We start from the raw sequence: 20,802 nt of genomic DNA, 5'->3' as shown, positions 1-20,802 counted from the left end.
GTCAGCTCTTATCTTTATTTACGCAAAAATTTTCAAAAAATGCCTCCAACACCTCCAGCTGTTCGCTGGCATCCTCAATGGTGTTGAATGAGCGCCGAAACTGGTCATCAGGTGCATGTTCTTTCAAGTACCAAGAAACATGTTTGCGCGCAATACGGGCTCCTTTGCCTTGACCATAAAAGTCGTGCAATTCCTGTACATGCGCTAGCATAATACGTTGTACCTCTGCCATAGGCATCGGTGGCAATATTTCACCTGTGTCCAGATAATGCTGGATTTCCCGGAAGATCCAGGGTCTTCCCTGAGCTGCTCGGCCTACCATCAAGGCATCCGCCCCTGTGTAGTCTAAAACAGCTCTGGCTTTTAGCGGGTCAGTAATGTCGCCATTGGCAATAACCGGAATGGTAACAGTCTGCTTAACTGCCCGAATATTGTCATATTCAGCTTCCCCATTAAACAGACAGGCTCTAGTTCTGCCATGAATAGTGAGAGCTTGAATGCCGCAATCTTCGGCCAATTTGGCAATCTCTATGCAGTTTCGCTCTTCAGGTGACCAGCCTGTGCGGATCTTAAGGGTAACTGGCACATCCACTGCTTTGACGACACCTTCAAGAATCGATTTCACGATTTCTGGGTAGCGTAGCAGTGCCGAGCCTGCAAGCTTACGATTCACTTTTTTAGCTGGACAGCCCATGTTGATATCGATGATTTGAGCGCCACTCTCAACGTTGATTTGAGCCGCGGCAGCCATTTCATCGGGATCATTGCCAGCTATTTGCACTGAACGAACCCCAAGTTCATCGCGATGAACCATTCTGAGTCTAGATTTGTCGGTCTTCCAAACTTGAGGATTAGAAGAAAGCATCTCTGATACTGTCATCCCAGCACCCATGTCATAACAGAGTGACCTAAACGGTTTATCTGTAATGCCTGCCATGGGGGCAGCAATAAGGCAGTTTCTCAACTGATATTGTCCGATTCGCATAACTAAATGGGGGCCATACTGTGACTGCAAGGGCGCGTATATTACGCATTTTTTACGAGATATGAAAGGACAAACTTTGAGCAAACGGTTATTTATCACTAATTTTTTTATCTTGCAGCTTTGCAATTATAAAATTAGTTATATTTAACAAATAGTTAAGTTGGTTCCATAACGATTTATTAAAATAACTGTTGTGCTGTTCAAATCTCGTGCAGAACAGATTATCGCCAGCTATTGAGCAATATTTGAGCTATAAGATAATCTATTCTGGCGTTGTTTTCAAAGAAATTATTCTCTGATTTTAATAAAAAAAATCACTAAAAATGCTTGACACCCGTAATCCGGCACCATTCTTCTTTTTCAGCGACAGGGTCAATTTCAAAAGTTGAACGGTATGCATCCGCAACACTTTCAGCTTGACTGGCGAGTACACCAGAAAGACCTAATAACCCACCCGGACGTGGTAGTACACTAATCATAGGGGCAAGTTCGCGTAATGGGCCAGCAAGGATGTTAGCAACCACGACATCGGCTTGTAAGTCATTAGGTTGGTCTTTCGGTAAGTATAGGGATAAACGCTCTGAAACACCGTTACGTTGCGCATTATCGCGGCTTGCGGTGATAGCTTGAGGGTCGATGTCGATCCCAATCGCATGAGCGGCACCTAATTTTAATGCAGCGATCGCTAAAATTCCGGATCCACAACCAAAGTCGATCACGGTTTTACCTTCGAGATCAAGACCGTCTAACCATTGAAGACACAATGAGGTGGTTGGATGTGTTCCAGTACCAAAGGCGAGACCAGGATCTAACATCACATTAACCGCTGTTGGGTCGGGTACATCACGCCAGCTTGGGCAGATCCATAAACGTTCTCCAAAGCGCATTGGATGAAAATTATCCATCCACTCTCTTTCCCAATCTTTGTCTTCTAATTGTTCGATTTTATGGATAAAACCCGTGCCCAGTAGAGGACTATTTTCTAGTTGAGCGACGACAAGTTTCATGTCGGTTTCTGCATCGTAGAGCCCGATAACATCGGTATCACCCCAAAGACGTGTTTCCCCTGGAAGTGGCTCAAACACGGGTGTGTCATGGCTATCTTGAAAAGTGACGGATACCGCCCCTGTTTCGATTAACTCATCGCCAAGGTTTTCAGCATCTTTTGCAGTTGAGTTTAGTCTTATTTGTATCCAAGGCATTGTTTTTTCTCTTCTAAAATGCTCGTTATTCTTCACGCCATAGCGTTGTTGGCTGCGCTCACTAACTCTAGTCACATACTGGTGTATGCTCCTAGGGATTAGCTCGTTTGCCGCCTATCTATGACGCGAATTATCTAGAGCATTGCATTTGTTCATTTACATTAGGTAACGCCAAATTCACCTATCAGTAGATAGGAATCAGTGAGTGCTAGTTACCTGTTCGTTTGCTGGTGATTGTACTGGATTTTTGCCAAAAAGATTACCGACAAAAAAGGCAATAAGACTAAAAATCAGTGATGGGACGATAGCGTGAAAGCCCATGATTTCAATTTTAAAACTTGCCAATATGGCATAACTGACGCCACCGACGACCATACCACTGATTGCACCTGTCCCATTGGCTTTTTCCCAATAGAGCCCGAGGACTAATGGCCACAAGAAAACGGCTTCTAAACCACCAAAAGCCAGTAAGTTCAGCCAGATAATCATTTGAGGCGGGTTCCATGCTGCAACTAAAAGCAACGCACCTAAGACCAAAGTGGAAAGGCTAGAGATCCGCGCAAGACGCTTTTCATTTTTGATTTGCGTTGGCACAGTGTTCAGATAGATATCTTTTACGATGGTCGCTGAGGATTGCAGCAGTTGTGCGTTGATCGTCGACATAATCGCAGCCATTGGTGCCGCTAGGAAGATCCCTGCTGCGAAAGGTGGCAGAACTTGTACCATCAAGGTCGGGATCACTTGGTCTGGGATCGTGAGGTCAGGTAAAATTGCGCGACCGAGAGCGCCTGCAAAGTGCATACCAAACATCAGCACTGCCATGACGATAGTTCCCAAAATAATGCCGCGGTGAACCGCTTTACTGTCTTTATATGAAATACAACGTACTGCGGTGTGAGGTAAGCCTATCACCCCAAAACAGACCAAAACCCAAAATGACGCTAAAAATGGCCCGCTTAAAATGTCATCTGCACCTTCAGGCGATACCAATTTCGGGTCTATGCTATGCATTTTTTCTATTGCAGAGGGTAGACCACCGGCATGGTAAATAATCGCCACTAGTAGGATCACCGTGCCTAATAGCATCACTAGCCCTTGCAGTGCGTCATTTAATACGCTAGCTCTAAACCCACCAATTGCGGTGTAGAGTGCGATGGAAACCCCAAAAATTATTAACCCGTAAGTATATGGAATACCTGCTGCTGTTTCTAATAAGCGCGCACCACCAATAAATTGCACTGTCATGGCACCAAAAAAGGCAATGAGCAGGCTAACACTGGCAAACCACACTAAAAATCGGCTTTGGTAGCGTGCATACAGCATATCGTTGAGCGTAACGGCATTATAGCGACGCGCCAAAATAGCAAATTTTTTACCAAGTACGCCGAGGGAAAGCCAAATAGCAGGCAGTTGGATCATCGCCAATAGCACCCAACCTAGGCCATATTTATAGGCAGCTCCCGGCCCACCAATAAAAGAACTCGCACTAATATAGGTAGCGGTAATGGTCATCGCAAGGACAAAGCCGCCCATTGAACGATTACCTAAAAAGTATTCATTTAAAAACTCGCCTTTTGTTCGTTTTTTATATGCATAAATGGATAGCAAAAAGACGAGAGCTAGGTAGCCGACGAGAGGCAGGAGAACTTCAATCTGCATCATTCTCCTCCAGAGAGATGTCTTTAAAAATCAGTTTAACCATCATAATGCAGAGCAAAATAAAAATGATGGGTAAGATGAGACAAGACCATTCAAACCACAGTGGTAGCCCTGTAACTCCAAGTGTATTGTCCGGCAGGTAGGCACTAATAACCCAGCCGACTAGATAGGCGATAGTCAAATAAAATGACCAGCGTGCTTCTTTATTTGATTGAAGAAAACGTTTATCCACCCGTTATTCCCCTTCATTCCCATAAAAAAATAATCAGCAATTGTACGATAATCCGTGGGCTGAGTGTGAAAAATAGCAGAAGAAAAGTGCAATAAAGCGTATTTAGCATAAAAAAATACCGTAACGCAGCGCGTTACGGTATCGATTAACGATGAGTTAAACAGGTTATCGCTGACTTATTCAGCAATACCCAGTTTTTTCTCTAAATAGTGGATGTTAGTTCCGCCTTTTTGGAAATTTTCATCGCTCATAATCATTTGGTGCAGTTCAATATTGGTTTTAATACCATCGACGATAAGTTCGTTTAACGCATTTTTCATACGAGAAATAGCGATTTCACGAGTTTCACCATAAGTAATTAATTTACCAATCATTGAGTCATAATACGGAGGTACAGTGTAGCCTGCGTAAATATGAGATTCCCAACGTACGCCAAAACCACCAGGAGAGTGGAAACGGGTGATTTTGCCCGGGCTTGGGATGAAGGTATTCGGGTCTTCTGCGTTGATACGGCATTCCACAGCATGGCCGTGAACCACAATATCTTCCTGCTTAACTGATAATGGTAACCCAGATGCAACACGCAGCTGCTCTTTAATCAAGTCTACACCAGTGATCATTTCAGTGACTGGGTGCTCAACTTGAATACGGGTATTCATTTCGATGAAGTAGAACTCACCGTTTTCAAATAAGAATTCGAAAGTACCTGCACCGCGATAACCGATTTCAATACACGCATTGGCACAGCGCTCACCGATATTGCGGCGAATTTCAGGTGTAATACCTGGAGCTGGTGCTTCTTCAACCACTTTTTGGTGGCGACGCTGCATTGAACAGTCACGCTCAGCCAAGTAAACCGCATGGCCTTGGCCATCAGCCATGACTTGAATTTCAATATGACGTGGGTTTTCAAGGAATTTTTCCATGTAAACCATATCATTATTAAAAGCGGATTTCGCTTCAGCACGTGTTAGGTTGATAGAAGATTCTAAATCTTTCTCATTACGTACCACACGCATACCACGACCACCACCACCACCAGATGCTTTGATGATGACAGGGTAGCCGATACGTTTCGCGATGGCTTTATTTTTTTCAGTGTCGTTCCCTAATGGGCCATCAGAACCCGGAACGCAAGGTACACCGGCTTTTTTCATCGCGTTAATGGCAGAAACTTTATCACCCATTAGGCGGATGGTTTCAGCTTTTGGACCGATAAAAACAAAACCTGAGTTTTCAACTTGTTCTGCGAAATCTGCATTTTCAGCCAAGAAACCATATCCTGGGTGAATTGCTTGCGCACCTGAAATTTCCGCTGCTGAGATAATCGCAGGGATATTTAAGTAACTTTTCGCTGATGCTGCTGGGCCGATACAAATTGTTTCATCAGCCAGTAACACGTGTTTTAGATCGCTATCTGCCGTAGAGTGAACCGCTACTGTTTTGATGCCAAGTTCTTTACAGGCACGCAAAATACGTAATGCGATTTCTCCACGGTTAGCAATAACAATTTTTTCCAGCATGGAAACGCCTCGTTATTCGATGACAACTAATGGCTCGTCAAATTCTACTGCATCACCGTTTTGCAACAGAATGGCTTTAACAACGCCTGCTTTATCTGCTTCGATTTGGTTCATCATTTTCATCGCTTCAACGATGCAAAGTGGATCACCAACGCTGACCGTTTGACCAACTTCGACAAATGGCTTCGCTTCTGGGCTTGGTGCGCGGTAGAAAGTACCGACCATTGGTGAGCGAACTTGGTGACCTGCAACTGCAGCTGGTGCAGCTGGCGCTACCATTGCTTCAGATGGTGCAACTGCATTAGCCAGAGCAGGTTGTTGTGCAACCGGTGCTGAGTAATACTGTTGAGGTGCAGCCATAACCTGAGCAGCAGGTGAAACGCGGCTGATACGTACTGACTCTTCCCCTTCAGAAATTTCCAGTTCAGAAATGCCAGACTCTTCGACCAGCTCGATCAGCTTTTTAATTTTACGAATATCCATGGATATGATTCCGTACTCTTATATTTGGATTGAATTAATTAGGCGCAGACGGTTAACCGCTGCCTGTAAAGCAAAACTATAACCATCAGCACCTAGACCACAAATTACACCGATAGCTTTATCGGAGAAATAAGAATGTTGGCGAAATGATTCCCTAGCATGCACATTAGACAGGTGGATCTCGATAAACGGGATACTCACCGCGAGTAATGCATCACGTAGTGCAACACTGGTATGTGTGAATGCAGCCGGATTGATGAGGATAAAATCAACATCATGACGTGCAGCATGAATTTTATCGATGAGTTCAAATTCTGCGTTTGACTGAAAATGACTCAGTTTTACTCCTAGCGGGTTTGCCTCTGCCTCGAGCTTGGATACAATATCAGCAAGAGTTTGGTTGCCATATTTATCAGGTTCCCGTGTACCTAGCAGGTTCAGGTTTGGCCCATTCAAGAGTAAAATGTGAATATCTTCTGCCATTATGCTGCTAACTCCGACGATATTATCAATAGCCCGACAACATAACGCGATGCTAAGCGTTTGTCATCTTTTATCATAAAAATAAATGGATTTTCTACTGACAAAGTCCGTCATTATAATTATTTCGTGACATATAGCAGCAAAATACTGGTCTTATCAGAGAAATTACCCGAATTTATTTTTGAAAATGTGCGGTAATCCCTATTTAGGCGGGAGTACCGCAACAAATGCGTTACTCCGCACGTAGGTTAACTAGCGTACGCCCAGTAACTTCATTTTTTAAGAGTTTTTTTGCATATTCGACAGAATCTTCTAATTTAATCTCATTGCTGACTTGCTCATAGAAAGCCGCGGGGAGAGTATCTGCAAGGCGCTGCCATACTTTAGTGCGACTTGCAGCAGGGTAGTAAACAGAATCCACACCTTGTAGGCGGACATTACGTAAAATGAATGGCATGACGCTAGTTGGTAAGTCGAAGCCACCGGCTAAACCGCAGGCTGCAACAGTACCGTTATAGTGTGTTTGTGCAAGAAGATTGGCGAGTAATTCACCGCCTACAGTATCAATCGCCCCTGCCCATAGCTGTTTGTCTAATGGTTTAGCAGGGTGAGTGAAATCACTGCGAGGTAATACTCTCTTAGCACCTAAACTTTGCAGGTAACCGCTGTTTTCTTCTCGACCTGAAATCGCGACAACCTCATAACCCAGTAAAGACAGTAATTGCACGGCAGTACTACCAACACCACCGCTAGCGCCACTCACGATGACTTCGCCTTTATCTGGTGTCACACCCGCTTCTTCTAAAGCGTTTACGCAAAGCATAGCGGTAAAGCCAGCAGTGCCAATAACCATCGCTTGCTTTAAAGATAAATTCTCTGGAAGAGGCGTTAAATATTTAGCCGGAACCCTTGCTTGAGAAGCTAAGCCCCCCCAATGCGTTTCGCCCACTCCCCATCCAGTCAGTAGCACATGTTGGCCAACTTGGAAGCGAGGGTCTTCGCTGTGGTGGATCACACCTGAAAAATCGATACCGGGTACCATTGGATATTGGCGAACGACACCCGCCTTTCCACAAATGGCTAACCCATCTTTATAATTGAGTGTGGACCAATGAATATCGACTATAATCTCACCGGCCGGTAGCATTTCTGTGGTTAGAGGTTGAATGCCAGAGATAATTTTATCTTCCGATTGTTGCAGGATGAGAGCTTTCATCTTTCACTCCTAATAAAATGATTAAATATGTACTTTAAAAGTGCCTAAAATTTGCGGGTAATTCATTGACGTAGTGACAGTGTTTAAGCTATTAATATTGTAATTAATTTGTAAAAAATAATTTTTTTCTGGCATAAATAGGCTTTTATCATGCAAAATATCGCATCTCGACGGATTCATTTTGCGTATTGACATAAATTTGCCGCGTTTTTGGTAGATAATAGAGCGAACACCCAGCGAATTCACCCAATTTGTATTGGAAATAGCCAGTGTGTAGCAATAATAAAAAGAACTAAATAATATTTGAACTTGTTGCCCCAATAACTTGTCACACTGGGAAGAAAAAGATGGAGTATATAACAACCAAAGAGTAGATGTTTTTCTGTATAATTTTATCCTGTAGGTAAAGAATACAATTAATATCTATTTTTGGGGTTTTTATCTGCTTCGTTTACATAAGAAGCATGTACAGTACGGTACGTGAAAAATAGATGAATTAACCATATTTATAGAAGCAGCTCATTAACGCCTTGAGGCTGCTTCAAGTGGTTGGTAGAGTAGACGGGTTTAAATTCGTCCCCAGCTTGCAGGATAACTCTTTCGTTATGTTTAAAAAATTTCGTGGCATGTTTTCTAATGACCTGTCTATTGACTTGGGTACGGCCAATACCCTTATTTATGTCAAAGGACAAGGCGTAAAATTAAATGAACCCTCTGTAGTTGCTATTCGTCAAGACCGCTCTGGATCGCCAAAAAGCGTTGCTGCAGTCGGTGGTGAAGCGAAGCAGATGCTGGGACGTACACCAGGCAATATTTCGGCAATCAGGCCAATGAAAGACGGTGTTATCGCTGACTTTTTCTTGACTGAAAAAATGTTACAGCACTTCATCAAACAAGTTCATAGTAACAGTTTTTTACGCCCTAGTCCGCGAGTCCTTGTTTGTGTGCCTGTTGGTGCAACACAAGTTGAGCGTAAAGCCATTCGTGAGTCCGCGCTAAGTGCGGGTGCGCGTGAAGTCTTCTTAATTGAAGAGCCGATGGCTGCAGCTATTGGTGCTGGGTTACCTGTATCAGAAGCTACAGGCTCAATGGTTGTTGATATTGGTGGTGGTACTACAGAAGTTGCTGTTATTTCTTTAAATGGTGTTGTTTACTCTTCTTCGGTGCGTATTGGTGGTGACCGTTTCGATGAGTCTATCATTAACTATGTACGTCGTAATTATGGCTCACTGATAGGTGAGGCGACAGCAGAACGCATCAAACATGGAATTGGTTCTGCATTTCCAACCGATGAAGTTTACGAGATTGAAGTTCGCGGTCGTAACCTTGCAGAAGGTGTGCCTCGTGGATTTAAAATGAATTCCAATGAAATTTTAGAAGCATTGCAAGAACCTCTGACAGGAATTGTCAGCGCGGTAATGCTAGCACTTGAACAGTGTCCTCCTGAACTGGCCTCAGATATCTCAGAACGCGGTATGGTCTTAACGGGTGGTGGCGCGCTTCTTCGTAATTTAGATCGCTTATTGATGGAAGAAACGGGTATCCCGGTTATTGTTGCAGAAGATCCACTAACTTGTGTCGCGCGTGGCGGCGGTAAAGCGTTAGAAATGATTGATATGCACGGTGGCGACCTGTTTAGCGAAGACTAAATGGCCTTTTAGAAACGGTTGGGGAGGTTCTCCAACTGTTTTGACTATTTTTTGTTCCTCTGACATTAGCGAAACTTAGCCACACATGAAGCCAATTTTTAGGCGAGGTCCATCCCTACAGTTACGCATATTTTTTGCGGTAATCATTGCACTTGTACTGGTGGTGATTGACCATCGTTTTGAGCCTTTCAATAAAGTCCGTAACTACTTAGACACGGCGGTTAGCCCATTCTATTTTTTAGCGAATGGCCCACGCCAATTTCTAGATAATATCTCCGAAAGTTTCTCTTCAAGAGAACAACTGCAATTCGAAAACAAAGCCTTACGCCAAGAGCTATTACTGAAAAAAGCGGATAACTTGCTTTTAGAGCAACTTAAGCAGGAAAATGCACGCTTAAGGGAGTTGCTTGGCTCGCCACTTCGCCAAGATGAACACATGATGGTCACGCAAGTTATTTCAGGCGCGAATACGCCATATCGTGACCAAGTGGTTATAGATAAAGGCAGTAATGAAGGCGTTTATGAAGGGCAGCCTGTTATTAGTGATAAAGGCGTTGTTGGCCAAGTGGTTGGGGTAAGTAATTTTAATAGCCGTGTCCTGCTAATTTGTGACACTACCCATGCATTGCCTGTGCAAGTATTACGTAATGATGTTCGTGTGATTGCAGCCGGTTCTGGATGTGCTGATGATATCCAATTAGAACCGTTACCTGAAAATACCGATATTCGTGTTGGTGACGTCCTTGTCACGTCAGGGCTAGGGGGGCGTTTCCCTGAAGGTTATCCAGTAGGGGTGGTCTCTGCCGTAAAACATGACACACAACGAGCTTATACTATCATTAGTGCGAAGCCGAGCGCCGAATTACAGCGTTTACGTTACCTTCTGTTATTATGGGGAAATGATAACGACCCTAAAACGCCATTACAGCCTTCGGAAGTCTATCGGGCAGCAAATGAACGCTTAATGAAAGTATTGCCACAAGTATTACCTAACCCGAATGAAATTCAGGGGCCTCCATTGCCACCATCAATGGCTCCGACGTCACAACCATAAGTAGAGGAAACACAGTATGGTTATGGGCAAGAGAGTAAATCAGCATGGATGAGTATCGTGGAAATGGCCGCGCCATCATTTGGTTATCGTTTTTTATTGCCTTGATTTTGCAAGTCATGCCTTGGCCGGAGCAACTCAGCTTTTACCGGCCATCATGGCTTCTGTTAATTCTCACTTATTGGGTGATGGCGCTACCACACCGTGTGAGTGTTGGTACGAGCTTTATCTTAGGGATTATCGTTGATTCCATTCAGGGTTCAGCACTGGGGGTACATGCCCTCTCTTTTAGCATTATTTGCTATCTCGTCTCTTATAAGCACCAGTTGTTGCGCAATATGGCGCTGTGGCAGCAAGCGCTGGTGATTATGTTGCTCACTATCATTCAGGATCTTGCTGTTTTTTGGGCTGAATTTCTATCATCACAAGTATTATTCCATCCGCAAGTATTTTGGAATAGCGTAGTGAATGGTATTCTATGGCCATGGCTATTTTTGCTTTTACGTAAAATTCGTCGGCAATTTTCAGTATGTTAGGGTGTTAGTTGTCGGTCTGACTGGGAATACAGTTTATGTGTTTAATTTATCTTGCGTCTGGCTCACCCCGTCGACGTGAACTTGTTCAGCAACTTAATTATACTTTTGAAATTTTACGTCCAGAGGTAGAAGAACAGTGGCAGGAAGGGGAGACGCCTCAAGACTATGTTCAACGTCTTGCACGAGATAAATCTTTAGCCGGTGTTGCGATAGCACCCGATAATCAACCTGTTTTGGGCGCCGATACTATTGTTGTTCTTGCAGGCAAAATTTTGGAAAAACCGCGCGATTGCCAGCATGCAGAAGAGATGCTAAGTGCGTTATCGGGAAAAACTCATCAAGTGATGACGGCGATTGCCTTATCCAACCGTCAACAGACGATACAGTCACTAATTGTGACGGATGTGACATTCCGCGAGTTATCTTTACTCGAAATACGGGATTATATACAGTCAAGAGAGCCAATGGATAAGGCTGGCGCTTATGGAATACAAGGCATTGGTGGGCGTTTTATACGTAAAATCAATGGCAGCTACCATGGGGTTGTTGGTTTACCACTGGTTGAAACAGACGAGCTAATTCAGCGATTTTTAGCGTTAAGTGATGGTAAGGGGAAGTCATGACTGCGGAACTATTAGTGAACATTACACCATCTGAAACGCGCGTTGCTTATATTGATGGTGGGATATTACAAGAAATTCATGTTGAGCGAGAAGCAAAAAGAGGATTAGTAGGGAATATTTACAAAGGCCGCGTGAGCCGTGTCTTACCGGGGATGCAGGCGGCCTTTGTTGATATTGGTCTAGATAAAGCGGCCTTTTTGCACGCTTCGGATATCATGCCCCATACGGAATGCATTGCGGGTGACGAACAAAAAAACTTTCATGTCAGGGACATCGCTGAGCTCGTTAAGCAAGGGCAAGATTTAATCGTTCAAGTCGTCAAGGACCCCCTTGGCACCAAAGGCGCTCGTCTTACTACGGATATTACTCTCCCTTCTCGTTATTTGGTCTTTATGCCAGGGGCTTCCCATGTGGGAGTTTCTCAACGTATTGAAAGTGAAGTTGAAAGAGAACGCCTAAAAGAGTGTGTTTCACAGTATTGTGATGAAAATGGTGGTTTTATCATCCGTACGGCAGCAGAAGGGGTCGGGGAAGAGGAAGTTAAACAGGATGCGGCCTTCTTAAAGCGCCTGTGGGCGAAAGTGATTGAACGAAAAAAACGTAATGTGACTCGCACAAAAATCTATGGTGAATTAGCGCTTGCTTACCGCATTATCCGTGATTTTGCTGGTGCTCATCTTGATCGTATTCGTGTTGACTCCCGTTTGACCTATACTCAATTGCAAGAGTTTATCGAAGAGTATGTACCAGAAATGACGGCTAAGCTCGAACTTTATCAAGGTAATCAGCCAATATTTGACTTATTTGACGTTGAAAACGAAATTCAGCGAGCCATGGATCGAAAAGTAGAGCTAAAATCAGGTGGTTATCTGATTATCGACCAAACTGAAGCCATGACGACGATTGATATCAATACTGGAGCATTTGTTGGTCATCGTAATCTTGAAGAAACCATCTTCAATACTAATATCGAGGCGACTCAAGCGATAGCAAGGCAACTGCGTTTACGTAACTTAGGCGGTATTATTATTATTGACTTCATCGACATGGTTGACCCTGAACATCGTCGCCGTGTGCTAGCATCATTAGAGCAGGCATTGAGCAAAGATAAAGTCAAAACCACCATTAATGGTTTTTCGCAACTGGGTTTAGTTGAAATGACGCGTAAGCGCACAAGAGAAAGCCTAGAACATGTGTTATGTGATGACTGCCCAACTTGCCAAGGTCGCGGAACCGTTAAGTCGGTAGAAACAGTTTGTTATGAAATTTTACGTGAAATAGTTCGCGTTCACCGTACTATCGATGCAGATAGGTTTTTAGTTTATGCATCCCAAGCGGTGGTTGATGTCCTTAAAGGGGATGAATCACATGCCCTCGCAGAAGTTGAAATCTTTGTTGGGAAGCAAGTTAAAGTTCAGACTGAACCTCTTTACAGTCAGGAACGTTTTGACGTCGTAATGATGTAATTAAGGAGATTTGAGTGAGACGACTGCCACGTGTAGCACTGGTGACGACCGCGGTTATATTATTGCTGTGTGCATTAGTGCTGTCAGGGCTGCGTTTTCTTCTGCCTAATATCGACAACTATCGACAGGATTTGGTCGATTATGTTGAAAAAAAGACCGATGTATCTGTACAAATTGGTAAAATCGAAGGGGCTTGGCAATCTTTTGGCCCTGTACTGACGTTATCCGATGTCGCTTTACAGAGTAAAACTACGGATGTCACCGCGAATACTATTACGGTTGAATTAGATATCTGGGGCTCATTATTTTCTCTACGCTGGCGCTTTCGTGATTTAACCTTCTATCAGTTAAATGTTGATTATAAAGTCCCTTTTAGCCTTGGAGACTCCGCGAAAGGCGAGTCTTTAGATAGCATTGAAGAGCTATTTTTACGGCAATTCGACCACTTTATATTAAAAGAAAGCCAATTAACCTTCCTCACACCTTCTGAACAAAAAACAACGCTGATTTTACCTGAGCTTTCATGGCTTAATGATAATGAACGGCATCGTGCTCAAGGTTTTGTGAGTCTTGAAACCATTAATAAGCAGCATGGCTATCTGCAAGTAAAGCTTGATGTGTCAGATAAAAACGGCGTGTTAAGTGACGGTATTTTTTATCTACAAGCGGATAATATTGACATGCAGCCATGGCTTAGCCGCTGGATGCGTGACAATACTTCATTGCGGGATGCCAATTTTAGCCTGTCTTCTTGGGTAACCCTGAGAAATCATCGAATTGATAGCGGCCTTATTCAACTACGACAAGGCGAAGCTAACTGGGGAACGGGCGAATTAGCCCAAAACCTACAAGTTAATGATTTGCTTTTGCGAATGAAAAGGCAGGGGAATGGGTGGTTATTTAACATTCCTGAGCTTGATACCTTGAAAACCAATGAGTTTATCTGGCCGCAAGGGAGCGTCTCTGTATTGTATTTGCCTGCCAGCAAAAAATATCAAGATAATGACCATTGGCGCATCCGTGCTAAAGATATTGAACTCGAACGTTTAAGCGAAGTTTTGCCCACATTTTCTTTTTTGACACCTGAAATGGTACAAGATTGGCAACATCGCCAACCAACTGGTGTAGTGAGTGAATTTGCCCTTGATATCACACAAAACATGCCTGAAAACGTACAAATCAACATGGATTGGCAAAATGTCAGCTGGAAAAAATGGAAAGAGTTGCCTTCAGTCAATCATTTTTCGGGTGTTTTAATTGGTGGCATGCAAAGTGGTAGTGCCACAGTTAGCTTGCAAGATAGTGAAGTGGACTATCGCGATGAATTTAAAGCTCCTTTTTTAATAAAGACGGCAACAGGTCAGTTCCATTGGGTAAATAATGACAGTGAATTTAAACTGTGGAGCCCATCATTAGAGGTACAAGCTCAGTCTCTTTGGGCAAATGGTGAGTTTCGTTACGCAAAAGCGAAAAAAGGAAATTATGCCGATCTCGCCATTCTTGCCGGAATTCGTTTAGATGATGCAGGGGATGCGTGGCGTTATTTCCCACAAAAATTAATGGGGCAAGATGTGGCGGATTACCTGACGAAAGCCATTATCGCAGGTAGTGTAGATAATGCGACGTTGGTCTATAAAGGTGACCCAGCTCATTTCCCATACGATAACAATGATGGGCAATTCCAGGTTTATGTCCCTCTGCGTAATGCGACATTCGAATATGACAGTGAATGGCCTGCATTATTGAACTTAGATATGAATTTAGACTTTAGGCGTGCAGGGCTATTTATGCATGCACCAACGGTAAAATTGGCAGATGCCACGGCAACCAATCTTGATGCCAATATCCCTGATTACACTAAAGAAATGCTGTATATCAATGCAGATATCAATGGAACTGGAAAACAAATCCAGCAATATTTTGTGCATACCCCGATGAACCACTCAATTGGCGATACGCTTGAAGAGTTACAAATTGGGGGAACTGTTAATGGCCAGTTAGGGTTATCTATTCCACTGGTGGCGGGTAAGGATGTTGTTGCTAAAGGAAAGGTCAATCTCAATAAAAACGATTTATATATTCAGCCAATTGATAGCACTATTTCTGCTTTAACGGGTAGCTTTGAGTTTAACAATGGAGATTTACGCGGTGAAAACCTGCGTGGACACTGGTTTGAACAGCCAATTACTGTCGATTTCACTACCACTGACCAAGCAAAAAATTATTTAGTGGATGTGAATATTAACGGAAACTGGGCGGTGAATAAGTTGGCAATGTTACCTGCTGATATTAAACAAAAATTATCAGGAACCACTGACTGGAAAAGCCAAGTCGCTATCACCATTCCGAATACGGCAAAAGAACCCGTTGGCTTACAAATAGACGTCACCGCAGGGCTAAAACAACTGAAAAGCCAACTACCTGCTATTGATAACGCTTTGTTAGCAGAGCTTGGGCAAATTAATGTTCAAGCAAAAGGAACCACAGAACAGTTGGTGGTTGGTGGTGATATCGGTAAGCGCATTGGTTTTAATACTCAATGGGGGTTGAGTGACAAACCTCTGAGTTTATTAAAAGCCCATATTGCTCAATGGCGTGATGTTATCCCTGAACTCCCTAAAAACTCAGCTTTTATTGTCGATTTGCCAGCGATTACTGATATGAACTGGGAGAAATTAGCTGGGTTACTAGTGTCATCCCATAGCCGCGAAGGTGGTATGAATATTGGCTTGCCGGATATGCTCCAGGTCAATATTCCATCAATCTACCTCGCTGGGCAGCAATGGAACGCAGTAAACTTTTCTTATGATTTACAACGGCCTGAGCAATTGGTCAGTATCAACAGTGAAAACCTAAAAGGCTCGTTACAAATCTTTGCTTCACAGCCTTGGCAGGTCGCTATTGATTATTTGTATTACAACCCTAGCACTTCCTCTAGTGCTCAAATCAATGACCTTGCCACAACACAATTTGATTTTAGCCAATGGCCACAATTGCAGTTTCATTGTAAAGAATGTTGGGTTGCTGGGCAGAAATTGGGTGAAATTAGTGCGAATATCCAACCTAAAGGGACGTTATTGCAACTGACCGATGGCACGCTAGATAACAGTGTTACGAAATTAACGCTAGATGCTATTTGGAATAGCGAAAACGGCAATAAAACGCAAATTGCAGGTTCATTGACCGGCGAAGCTTTTGACGAAACAGCAGCGTATTTTGGTATATTGGTTCCCATTATCCAATCACCTTATACTATTGAATTTGATTTAGATTGGGCTAATTTGCCTTGGTCACCAGATATTGCCTCTTTAAATGGTAAAATGTCTGCAAAATTGGGTAAAGGAGCGATTGCACAAATGGGGGGCGGTCGTGCAGGGCAAATATTGCGTCTAGTCAGCTTTGATGCGCTGTTGCGTAAACTACGATTTGATTTTAGCGATACATTTAGTGATGACTTTGATTTTGATTCCATTAAAGGTGATGCGACCATTAAAAATGGTGTACTGGTTTCGAAAAATACCTATGTTGATGGTTTAGTTGCCGATATTGCTTTTAATGGTCAAATTGACCTCGTTAAACGCCAAATTAATGTTGAAGCCGTCATTACACCGGAAATATCTGCTACAGTAGGAGTAGCAACCGCGTTTGTGGTAAACCCATTTGCAGGCGCTGCCGTATTTGCGGCAACAAAAGTGCTCGGTCCACTATGGAGTAAAGTTTCCGTTATTCGTTACCGAGTAACAGGTAGCTTGGACGAGCCGAAAATTGATGAAGTATTACGTCAACTGAAGGAGACTCAAGAGTAATGAAAAATGGCAACGTTGCACTTTTGCAGTTATGTAGCGGAAATAATACTAAACACAATTTGGCGCAAATCGAACAACAGATCAAACAGTTACCAGAAACTGTTGAGTTAGTACTGACACCTGAAAACGCATTGTTATTTGCAGATGCAGCGACCTATCGTAAACAAGCGGAAGAGCAAGGAAAAGGCCCTTTGCAAAAAGCGATCAGCGCAATGGCCAAACGTTATCATGTTTGGATTTTAATTGGCTCAATGCCAATGATTAGCCGTGAAGATCCCGAACGTATTACAAGTAGTAGCTTATTATTTGATGCCGAAGGAAACATTAAAGCGCGCTACGATAAAATTCATATGTTTGATGTCAATATCGAAGATGAACAAGGCACTTATAACGAATCCGTGATTTATCAGCGTGGTGAACATATTACCGTTGTTGATACGCCGGTGGGCCGCCTTGGCATGACGATTTGTTATGATTTACGCTTTCCTGGTTTATTCCAAGCATTACGTGAGCAAGGTGCAGAAATTATCTCTGTACCAGCGGCATTTACCCGTTACACCGGTCAAGCACATTGGGAGCCGTTATTACGAGCCCGTGCGATAGAAAACCAATGCTATATTTTAGCACCTGCTCAAGTCGGTGTGCACGGTACACGTCGCACGTGGGGGCATAGCCTTGCGGTTGATGGGTGGGGTAAAGTGATGAAAAAGAACGTGGATGCCGTCGCTTCTACGGTACTGAATATTAAAACAGACAGCTTGAGTGTCATGCGCGAGCAAATAAAAGTGGTAAAACACAACCGTTTTAGACCGCAATTGACATCATTGATTAAAAAAGAAACCAAAGAGTAACGAATATGAGTTTAGTTTCTGTCAGCGAACATTTGCTGGCCGCCAACCGCCTTGGGCAAGAAAATCTGTATGACATTTTAGGTTTGTTATCTGAGCGCCATCTAGATTATGCGGATCTGTTCTTTCAATCGAGCTTCCATGAGTCATGGGTGCTTGAAGATAGGATCATCAAAGATGGCTCTTACAATATCGACCAAGGTGTTGGTGTGAGAGCTGTTAGTGGTGAAAAAACGGGTTTTGCTTATGCAGACCAAATTTCGCTACACGCGCTGACACAAAGTGCTACCGCTGCACGCAGCATTGTGAATGAGCAAGGCTCTGGTAAATCACAAATTTTAACTAACGTTGAATATAAAAAATTGTATTCAGTGGCAGATCCACTGCAAAGCTTATCGCGGGAACAAAAAATTGATTTGCTGCATCGTGTTGACCAAGTTGCACGCGCAGAAGACCCGCGTGTCATTGAGGTCAATGCTAGTTTAACCGGTGTTTATGAGCAAGTGTTAGTCGCCGCAACAGATGGTACTTTGGCGGCAGATATTCGCCCGTTAGTGCGTTTGTCAGTCAGCGTGCTGGTGGAACATGACGGTAAGCGTGAACGCGGTGCAAGTGGCGGTGGTGGTCGTTATGGTTATGAATATTTCTTGGAAATTCACCAAGGGCAAGTAGTTGCTGAACAATATGCACGCGAAGCGGTGCGTATGGCACTGGTGAACTTGTCTGCAGTTGCGGCTCCTGCGGGAATGATGCCTGTTGTGCTAGGTGCCGGTTGGCCTGGGGTTCTATTGCATGAAGCTGTAGGGCATGGTTTAGAGGGTGACTTTAACCGTCGCGGCACATCTGTATTTTCAGGCCAAATTGGTGAACAAGTCGCATCACCACTGTGTACCGTCGTGGATGATGGCACGATAGCGGGCCGTCGTGGCTCTCTCGCTATTGATGACGAAGGGGTGCCTGGGCAGTATAACGTCCTAATAGAAAATGGTATTTTACGTAATTATATTCAAGATAAACTGAATGCACGCCTGATGGGAGTTGCTCCAACAGGTAATGCACGCCGTGAATCTTATGCGCACTTACCGATGCCGCGTATGACCAATACCTACATGTTAGCAGGGACATCAACGCCAGAAGAAATTATTGCTAGTGTGGATAAAGGCATTTATGCACCAAACTTTGGTGGTGGTCAGGTAGATATCACCTCAGGTAAATTTGTATTTTCAACATCAGAAGCTTACCTGATTGAAAAGGGTAAGATTACTTCTCCTGTGAAGGGGGCGACGTTAATAGGCTCGGGTGTTGAAGCTATGCAGCAGATTTCAATGGTTGGTAATGACTTAGCGCTAGATAAAGGCGTTGGTGTTTGTGGTAAAGAAGGCCAAAGTGTCCCTGTTGGTGTCGGCCAACCTACATTAAAACTGGACAAACTGACCGTTGGCGGTACCGCATAATCGTTTATGGCGATATAAACTAGGCTCTGCTCGCCCTGGTGACAACTTCTTGTCGATGTTGTGACTAGGGCGATTGTGTGCCTGCAAAGCACAAAACAACTGAGGTGTTATGAATAAACGTTTTTTACCTGTCGTATTGATGGCTATTTTGATTGTGATTAGCCTTTATTTTAATGGTGGAGATAAAACACCATCTGAACCATCCATTAATCAAAGCAATCCACCTTCTCGTGAAGTGATAACGCCAAAAGAAACACCACAACCGATTGATAAGCTAACTGCACAAGACAACGTGGTTAGTTTTATGGAAAAATATCAAAAACTTCCAGCTTTCTATATGACGAAGAAACAAGCCCGTGAAGCCGGATGGGATGCGAAAAAAGGTAACCTTTGCGATGTGTTACCTGGAAGAGCAATTGGCGGAGACCGTTTTTCTAACCGTGAAAAAAGTTTGCCAATTGCACAAGGGCGTCAGTGGTTTGAAGCAGATATCAATTATCGCTGTGGTCATCGCGGGGCAGACCGTTTGCTGTACTCATCGGATGGGATGATTTTTGTGACTCATGACCACTATAAGAGCTTTACTCAAGTCAACTAAAGGAAAATCATAATGAGCAAACAGGTGAGCTTTGATTTCAGGCAGATAAACTCATTGAATGATTTTTATGACCAATTTGCTCAACAATTTTCCCTTCCTGATTGGTTTGGCTATAATCTTGATGCCCTGTGGGACATGGTTTCCGCAGGCATTGAGTTGCCTGTAACCATTACGTTTTCACATATGACGGCCGAACAACGTATAAAATTCGCAGATGTTATTGATGTGATGAATGACGCACAAGATATGTGGGAAGAAGAGTTCGTTTTTGCTTTAGATATAACAAAAAGCTCTAACTAATATTCCTATCACTCATGGTAAAGTCTAAATAAGATAACTGAGCTGATAGGGGTCTTTAGGATGAATAACGTTACCTGCACTGCATTTCCGCTAAAAGAAAAAAAATTCCTTATTGTTCACGGCTATACGGCATCCCCTGATAAAAATTGGTTTCCATGGTTGAAATCAGAGCTTGAAGCCTTAGGCGCTTTTGTTAACGTACCCATCATGCCTGACTCACTCGCTCCTCATCCTGAAAGGTGGCAGCAGCGCTTACAACACTTACCTTTTGATATTGATGAAAATACGGTTTTGATTGGTCATAGCTTAGGTTGCATTACCGCATTACGATTTTTGCAAAATACGAGGCAATCGGTAGCGGGTTATGTATTGGTATCAGGGTTTGATGAAACGCAAGAAACATTGCCAGAATTACAGCATCACACCCTTGAGCCATTGAATTATGATGAACTCATACAGATAGCAAATAATCGAATATCGATTATATCAACCAATGATGAAATTGTGTCACCAAGGTCTTCGAAAGCATTGGCAGAGGCTTTAAAAACACAGGTTATTATTGAAGAATCTGCCGGGCATTTCCTTGATAGAGAAGGCTATACTGAGTTCAAAACACTACTTGATACAATCAAAGCGCATTTTAGCTAGTTATGGCTGGTAAGAATACTAGGTACATTTACCAAGAAAA

General features: G+C 43.3%; 19 protein-coding genes. 11 read left to right on the top strand and 8 right to left on the bottom strand.

What is annotated here, in order from left to right:
* Nucleotide 1: 1 nt before the first annotated feature.
* The 8 genes from dusB to acuI form a co-directional block, all read right to left on the bottom strand.
* On the bottom strand, nucleotides 2–985 hold the full coding sequence (gene dusB, locus PSE72_RS09575; protein ID WP_004908195.1) for a tRNA dihydrouridine synthase DusB: 984 nt from the start codon (nucleotides 983–985) through the stop codon (nucleotides 2–4).
* Between the two features lie 317 nt (nucleotides 986–1,302).
* Nucleotides 1,303–2,187, bottom strand: a complete 885-nt coding sequence (gene prmA / locus PSE72_RS09570; RefSeq protein WP_115167926.1) for a 50S ribosomal protein L11 methyltransferase — start codon at nucleotides 2,185–2,187, stop codon at nucleotides 1,303–1,305.
* Between the two features lie 198 nt (nucleotides 2,188–2,385).
* Complete coding sequence (gene panF / locus PSE72_RS09565) at nucleotides 2,386–3,846, bottom strand: sodium/pantothenate symporter (RefSeq protein ID WP_115167925.1); 1,461 nt, start codon at nucleotides 3,844–3,846, stop codon at nucleotides 2,386–2,388.
* A complete protein-coding gene (locus PSE72_RS09560; RefSeq protein WP_004908202.1) occupies nucleotides 3,836–4,078 on the bottom strand; it encodes a DUF997 family protein in 243 nt (80 codons plus the stop codon). The genes panF and PSE72_RS09560 overlap by 11 nt, the downstream gene beginning before the upstream one ends.
* A gap of 176 nt (nucleotides 4,079–4,254) precedes the next feature.
* Nucleotides 4,255–5,601 carry an acetyl-CoA carboxylase biotin carboxylase subunit gene (accC, locus tag PSE72_RS09555; RefSeq protein ID WP_004908205.1) on the bottom strand — a complete coding sequence of 449 codons (1,347 nt, stop codon included), beginning with the start codon at nucleotides 5,599–5,601 and terminating at the stop codon, nucleotides 4,255–4,257.
* A gap of 12 nt (nucleotides 5,602–5,613) precedes the next feature.
* Nucleotides 5,614–6,084: an acetyl-CoA carboxylase biotin carboxyl carrier protein gene (gene accB / locus PSE72_RS09550; RefSeq protein WP_004908206.1), complete on the bottom strand. Its 471-nt coding sequence runs from the start codon at nucleotides 6,082–6,084 to the stop codon at nucleotides 5,614–5,616.
* Between the two features lie 18 nt (nucleotides 6,085–6,102).
* Nucleotides 6,103–6,567 carry a type II 3-dehydroquinate dehydratase gene (aroQ, locus tag PSE72_RS09545; protein ID WP_004908209.1) on the bottom strand — a complete coding sequence of 155 codons (465 nt, stop codon included), beginning with the start codon at nucleotides 6,565–6,567 and terminating at the stop codon, nucleotides 6,103–6,105.
* A gap of 232 nt (nucleotides 6,568–6,799) precedes the next feature.
* The gene (gene acuI, locus PSE72_RS09540; RefSeq protein WP_115167924.1) at nucleotides 6,800–7,783 is read right to left on the bottom strand and encodes an acrylyl-CoA reductase (NADPH); all 984 of its coding nucleotides are present in this window, start codon (nucleotides 7,781–7,783) and stop codon (nucleotides 6,800–6,802) included.
* A 605-nt stretch (nucleotides 7,784–8,388) separates the two neighbouring features.
* Here acuI and PSE72_RS09535 point away from each other — a divergent pair.
* The 11 genes from PSE72_RS09535 (at nucleotide 8,389) to PSE72_RS09485 (ending at nucleotide 20,762) form a co-directional block, all read left to right on the top strand.
* The gene (locus tag PSE72_RS09535) at nucleotides 8,389–9,432 is read left to right on the top strand and encodes a rod shape-determining protein (RefSeq protein ID WP_004908213.1); all 1,044 of its coding nucleotides are present in this window, start codon (nucleotides 8,389–8,391) and stop codon (nucleotides 9,430–9,432) included.
* Between the two features lie 85 nt (nucleotides 9,433–9,517).
* Nucleotides 9,518–10,486 carry a rod shape-determining protein MreC gene (gene mreC / locus PSE72_RS09530; protein WP_109911672.1) on the top strand — a complete coding sequence of 323 codons (969 nt, stop codon included), beginning with the start codon at nucleotides 9,518–9,520 and terminating at the stop codon, nucleotides 10,484–10,486.
* A gap of 44 nt (nucleotides 10,487–10,530) precedes the next feature.
* Nucleotides 10,531–11,019, top strand: coding sequence for a rod shape-determining protein MreD (mreD, locus tag PSE72_RS09525; protein WP_115167923.1), 489 nt, complete (start codon nucleotides 10,531–10,533; stop codon nucleotides 11,017–11,019).
* 35 nt (nucleotides 11,020–11,054) lie between these two features.
* Nucleotides 11,055–11,642 carry a Maf family protein gene (locus tag PSE72_RS09520; RefSeq protein WP_115167922.1) on the top strand — a complete coding sequence of 196 codons (588 nt, stop codon included), beginning with the start codon at nucleotides 11,055–11,057 and terminating at the stop codon, nucleotides 11,640–11,642.
* Nucleotides 11,639–13,108, top strand: a complete 1,470-nt coding sequence (gene rng, locus PSE72_RS09515; RefSeq protein ID WP_004908223.1) for a ribonuclease G — start codon at nucleotides 11,639–11,641, stop codon at nucleotides 13,106–13,108. Before PSE72_RS09520 ends, rng begins: the two co-directional genes overlap by 4 nt.
* Nucleotides 13,109–13,122: 14 nt before the next feature.
* The gene (gene yhdP / locus PSE72_RS09510; protein WP_115167921.1) at nucleotides 13,123–16,914 is read left to right on the top strand and encodes an AsmA2 domain-containing protein YhdP; all 3,792 of its coding nucleotides are present in this window, start codon (nucleotides 13,123–13,125) and stop codon (nucleotides 16,912–16,914) included.
* Nucleotides 16,914–17,765 (top strand): deaminated glutathione amidase, encoded by an 852-nt coding sequence (gene nit1, locus PSE72_RS09505; RefSeq protein ID WP_004908231.1) that lies wholly within the window; start codon nucleotides 16,914–16,916, stop codon nucleotides 17,763–17,765. The genes yhdP and nit1 overlap by 1 nt, the downstream gene beginning before the upstream one ends.
* A 5-nt stretch (nucleotides 17,766–17,770) precedes the next feature.
* A complete protein-coding gene (tldD, locus tag PSE72_RS09500) occupies nucleotides 17,771–19,216 on the top strand; it encodes a metalloprotease TldD (protein ID WP_115167920.1) in 1,446 nt (481 codons plus the stop codon).
* 109 nt (nucleotides 19,217–19,325) lie between these two features.
* Nucleotides 19,326–19,814 carry a ribonuclease domain-containing protein gene (locus PSE72_RS09495; protein WP_115167919.1) on the top strand — a complete coding sequence of 163 codons (489 nt, stop codon included), beginning with the start codon at nucleotides 19,326–19,328 and terminating at the stop codon, nucleotides 19,812–19,814.
* Between the two features lie 12 nt (nucleotides 19,815–19,826).
* Entirely contained in the window at nucleotides 19,827–20,114 is a 288-nt protein-coding gene (locus tag PSE72_RS09490) for a barstar family protein (protein WP_004908240.1), read from the top strand.
* Nucleotides 20,115–20,174: 60 nt separating this feature from the next.
* Nucleotides 20,175–20,762 carry an RBBP9/YdeN family alpha/beta hydrolase gene (locus PSE72_RS09485; RefSeq protein WP_115167918.1) on the top strand — a complete coding sequence of 196 codons (588 nt, stop codon included), beginning with the start codon at nucleotides 20,175–20,177 and terminating at the stop codon, nucleotides 20,760–20,762.
* Nucleotides 20,763–20,802 lie beyond the last annotated feature (40 nt).

Source organism: Providencia sp. PROV116 (assembly GCF_028482485.1).
GTDB classification, from domain to species: Bacteria; Pseudomonadota; Gammaproteobacteria; order Enterobacterales; family Enterobacteriaceae; genus Providencia; species Providencia rettgeri.
Note: the sequence above shows the minus strand (reverse complement) of the source record. Positions and strands in the feature narration are given on the sequence as shown.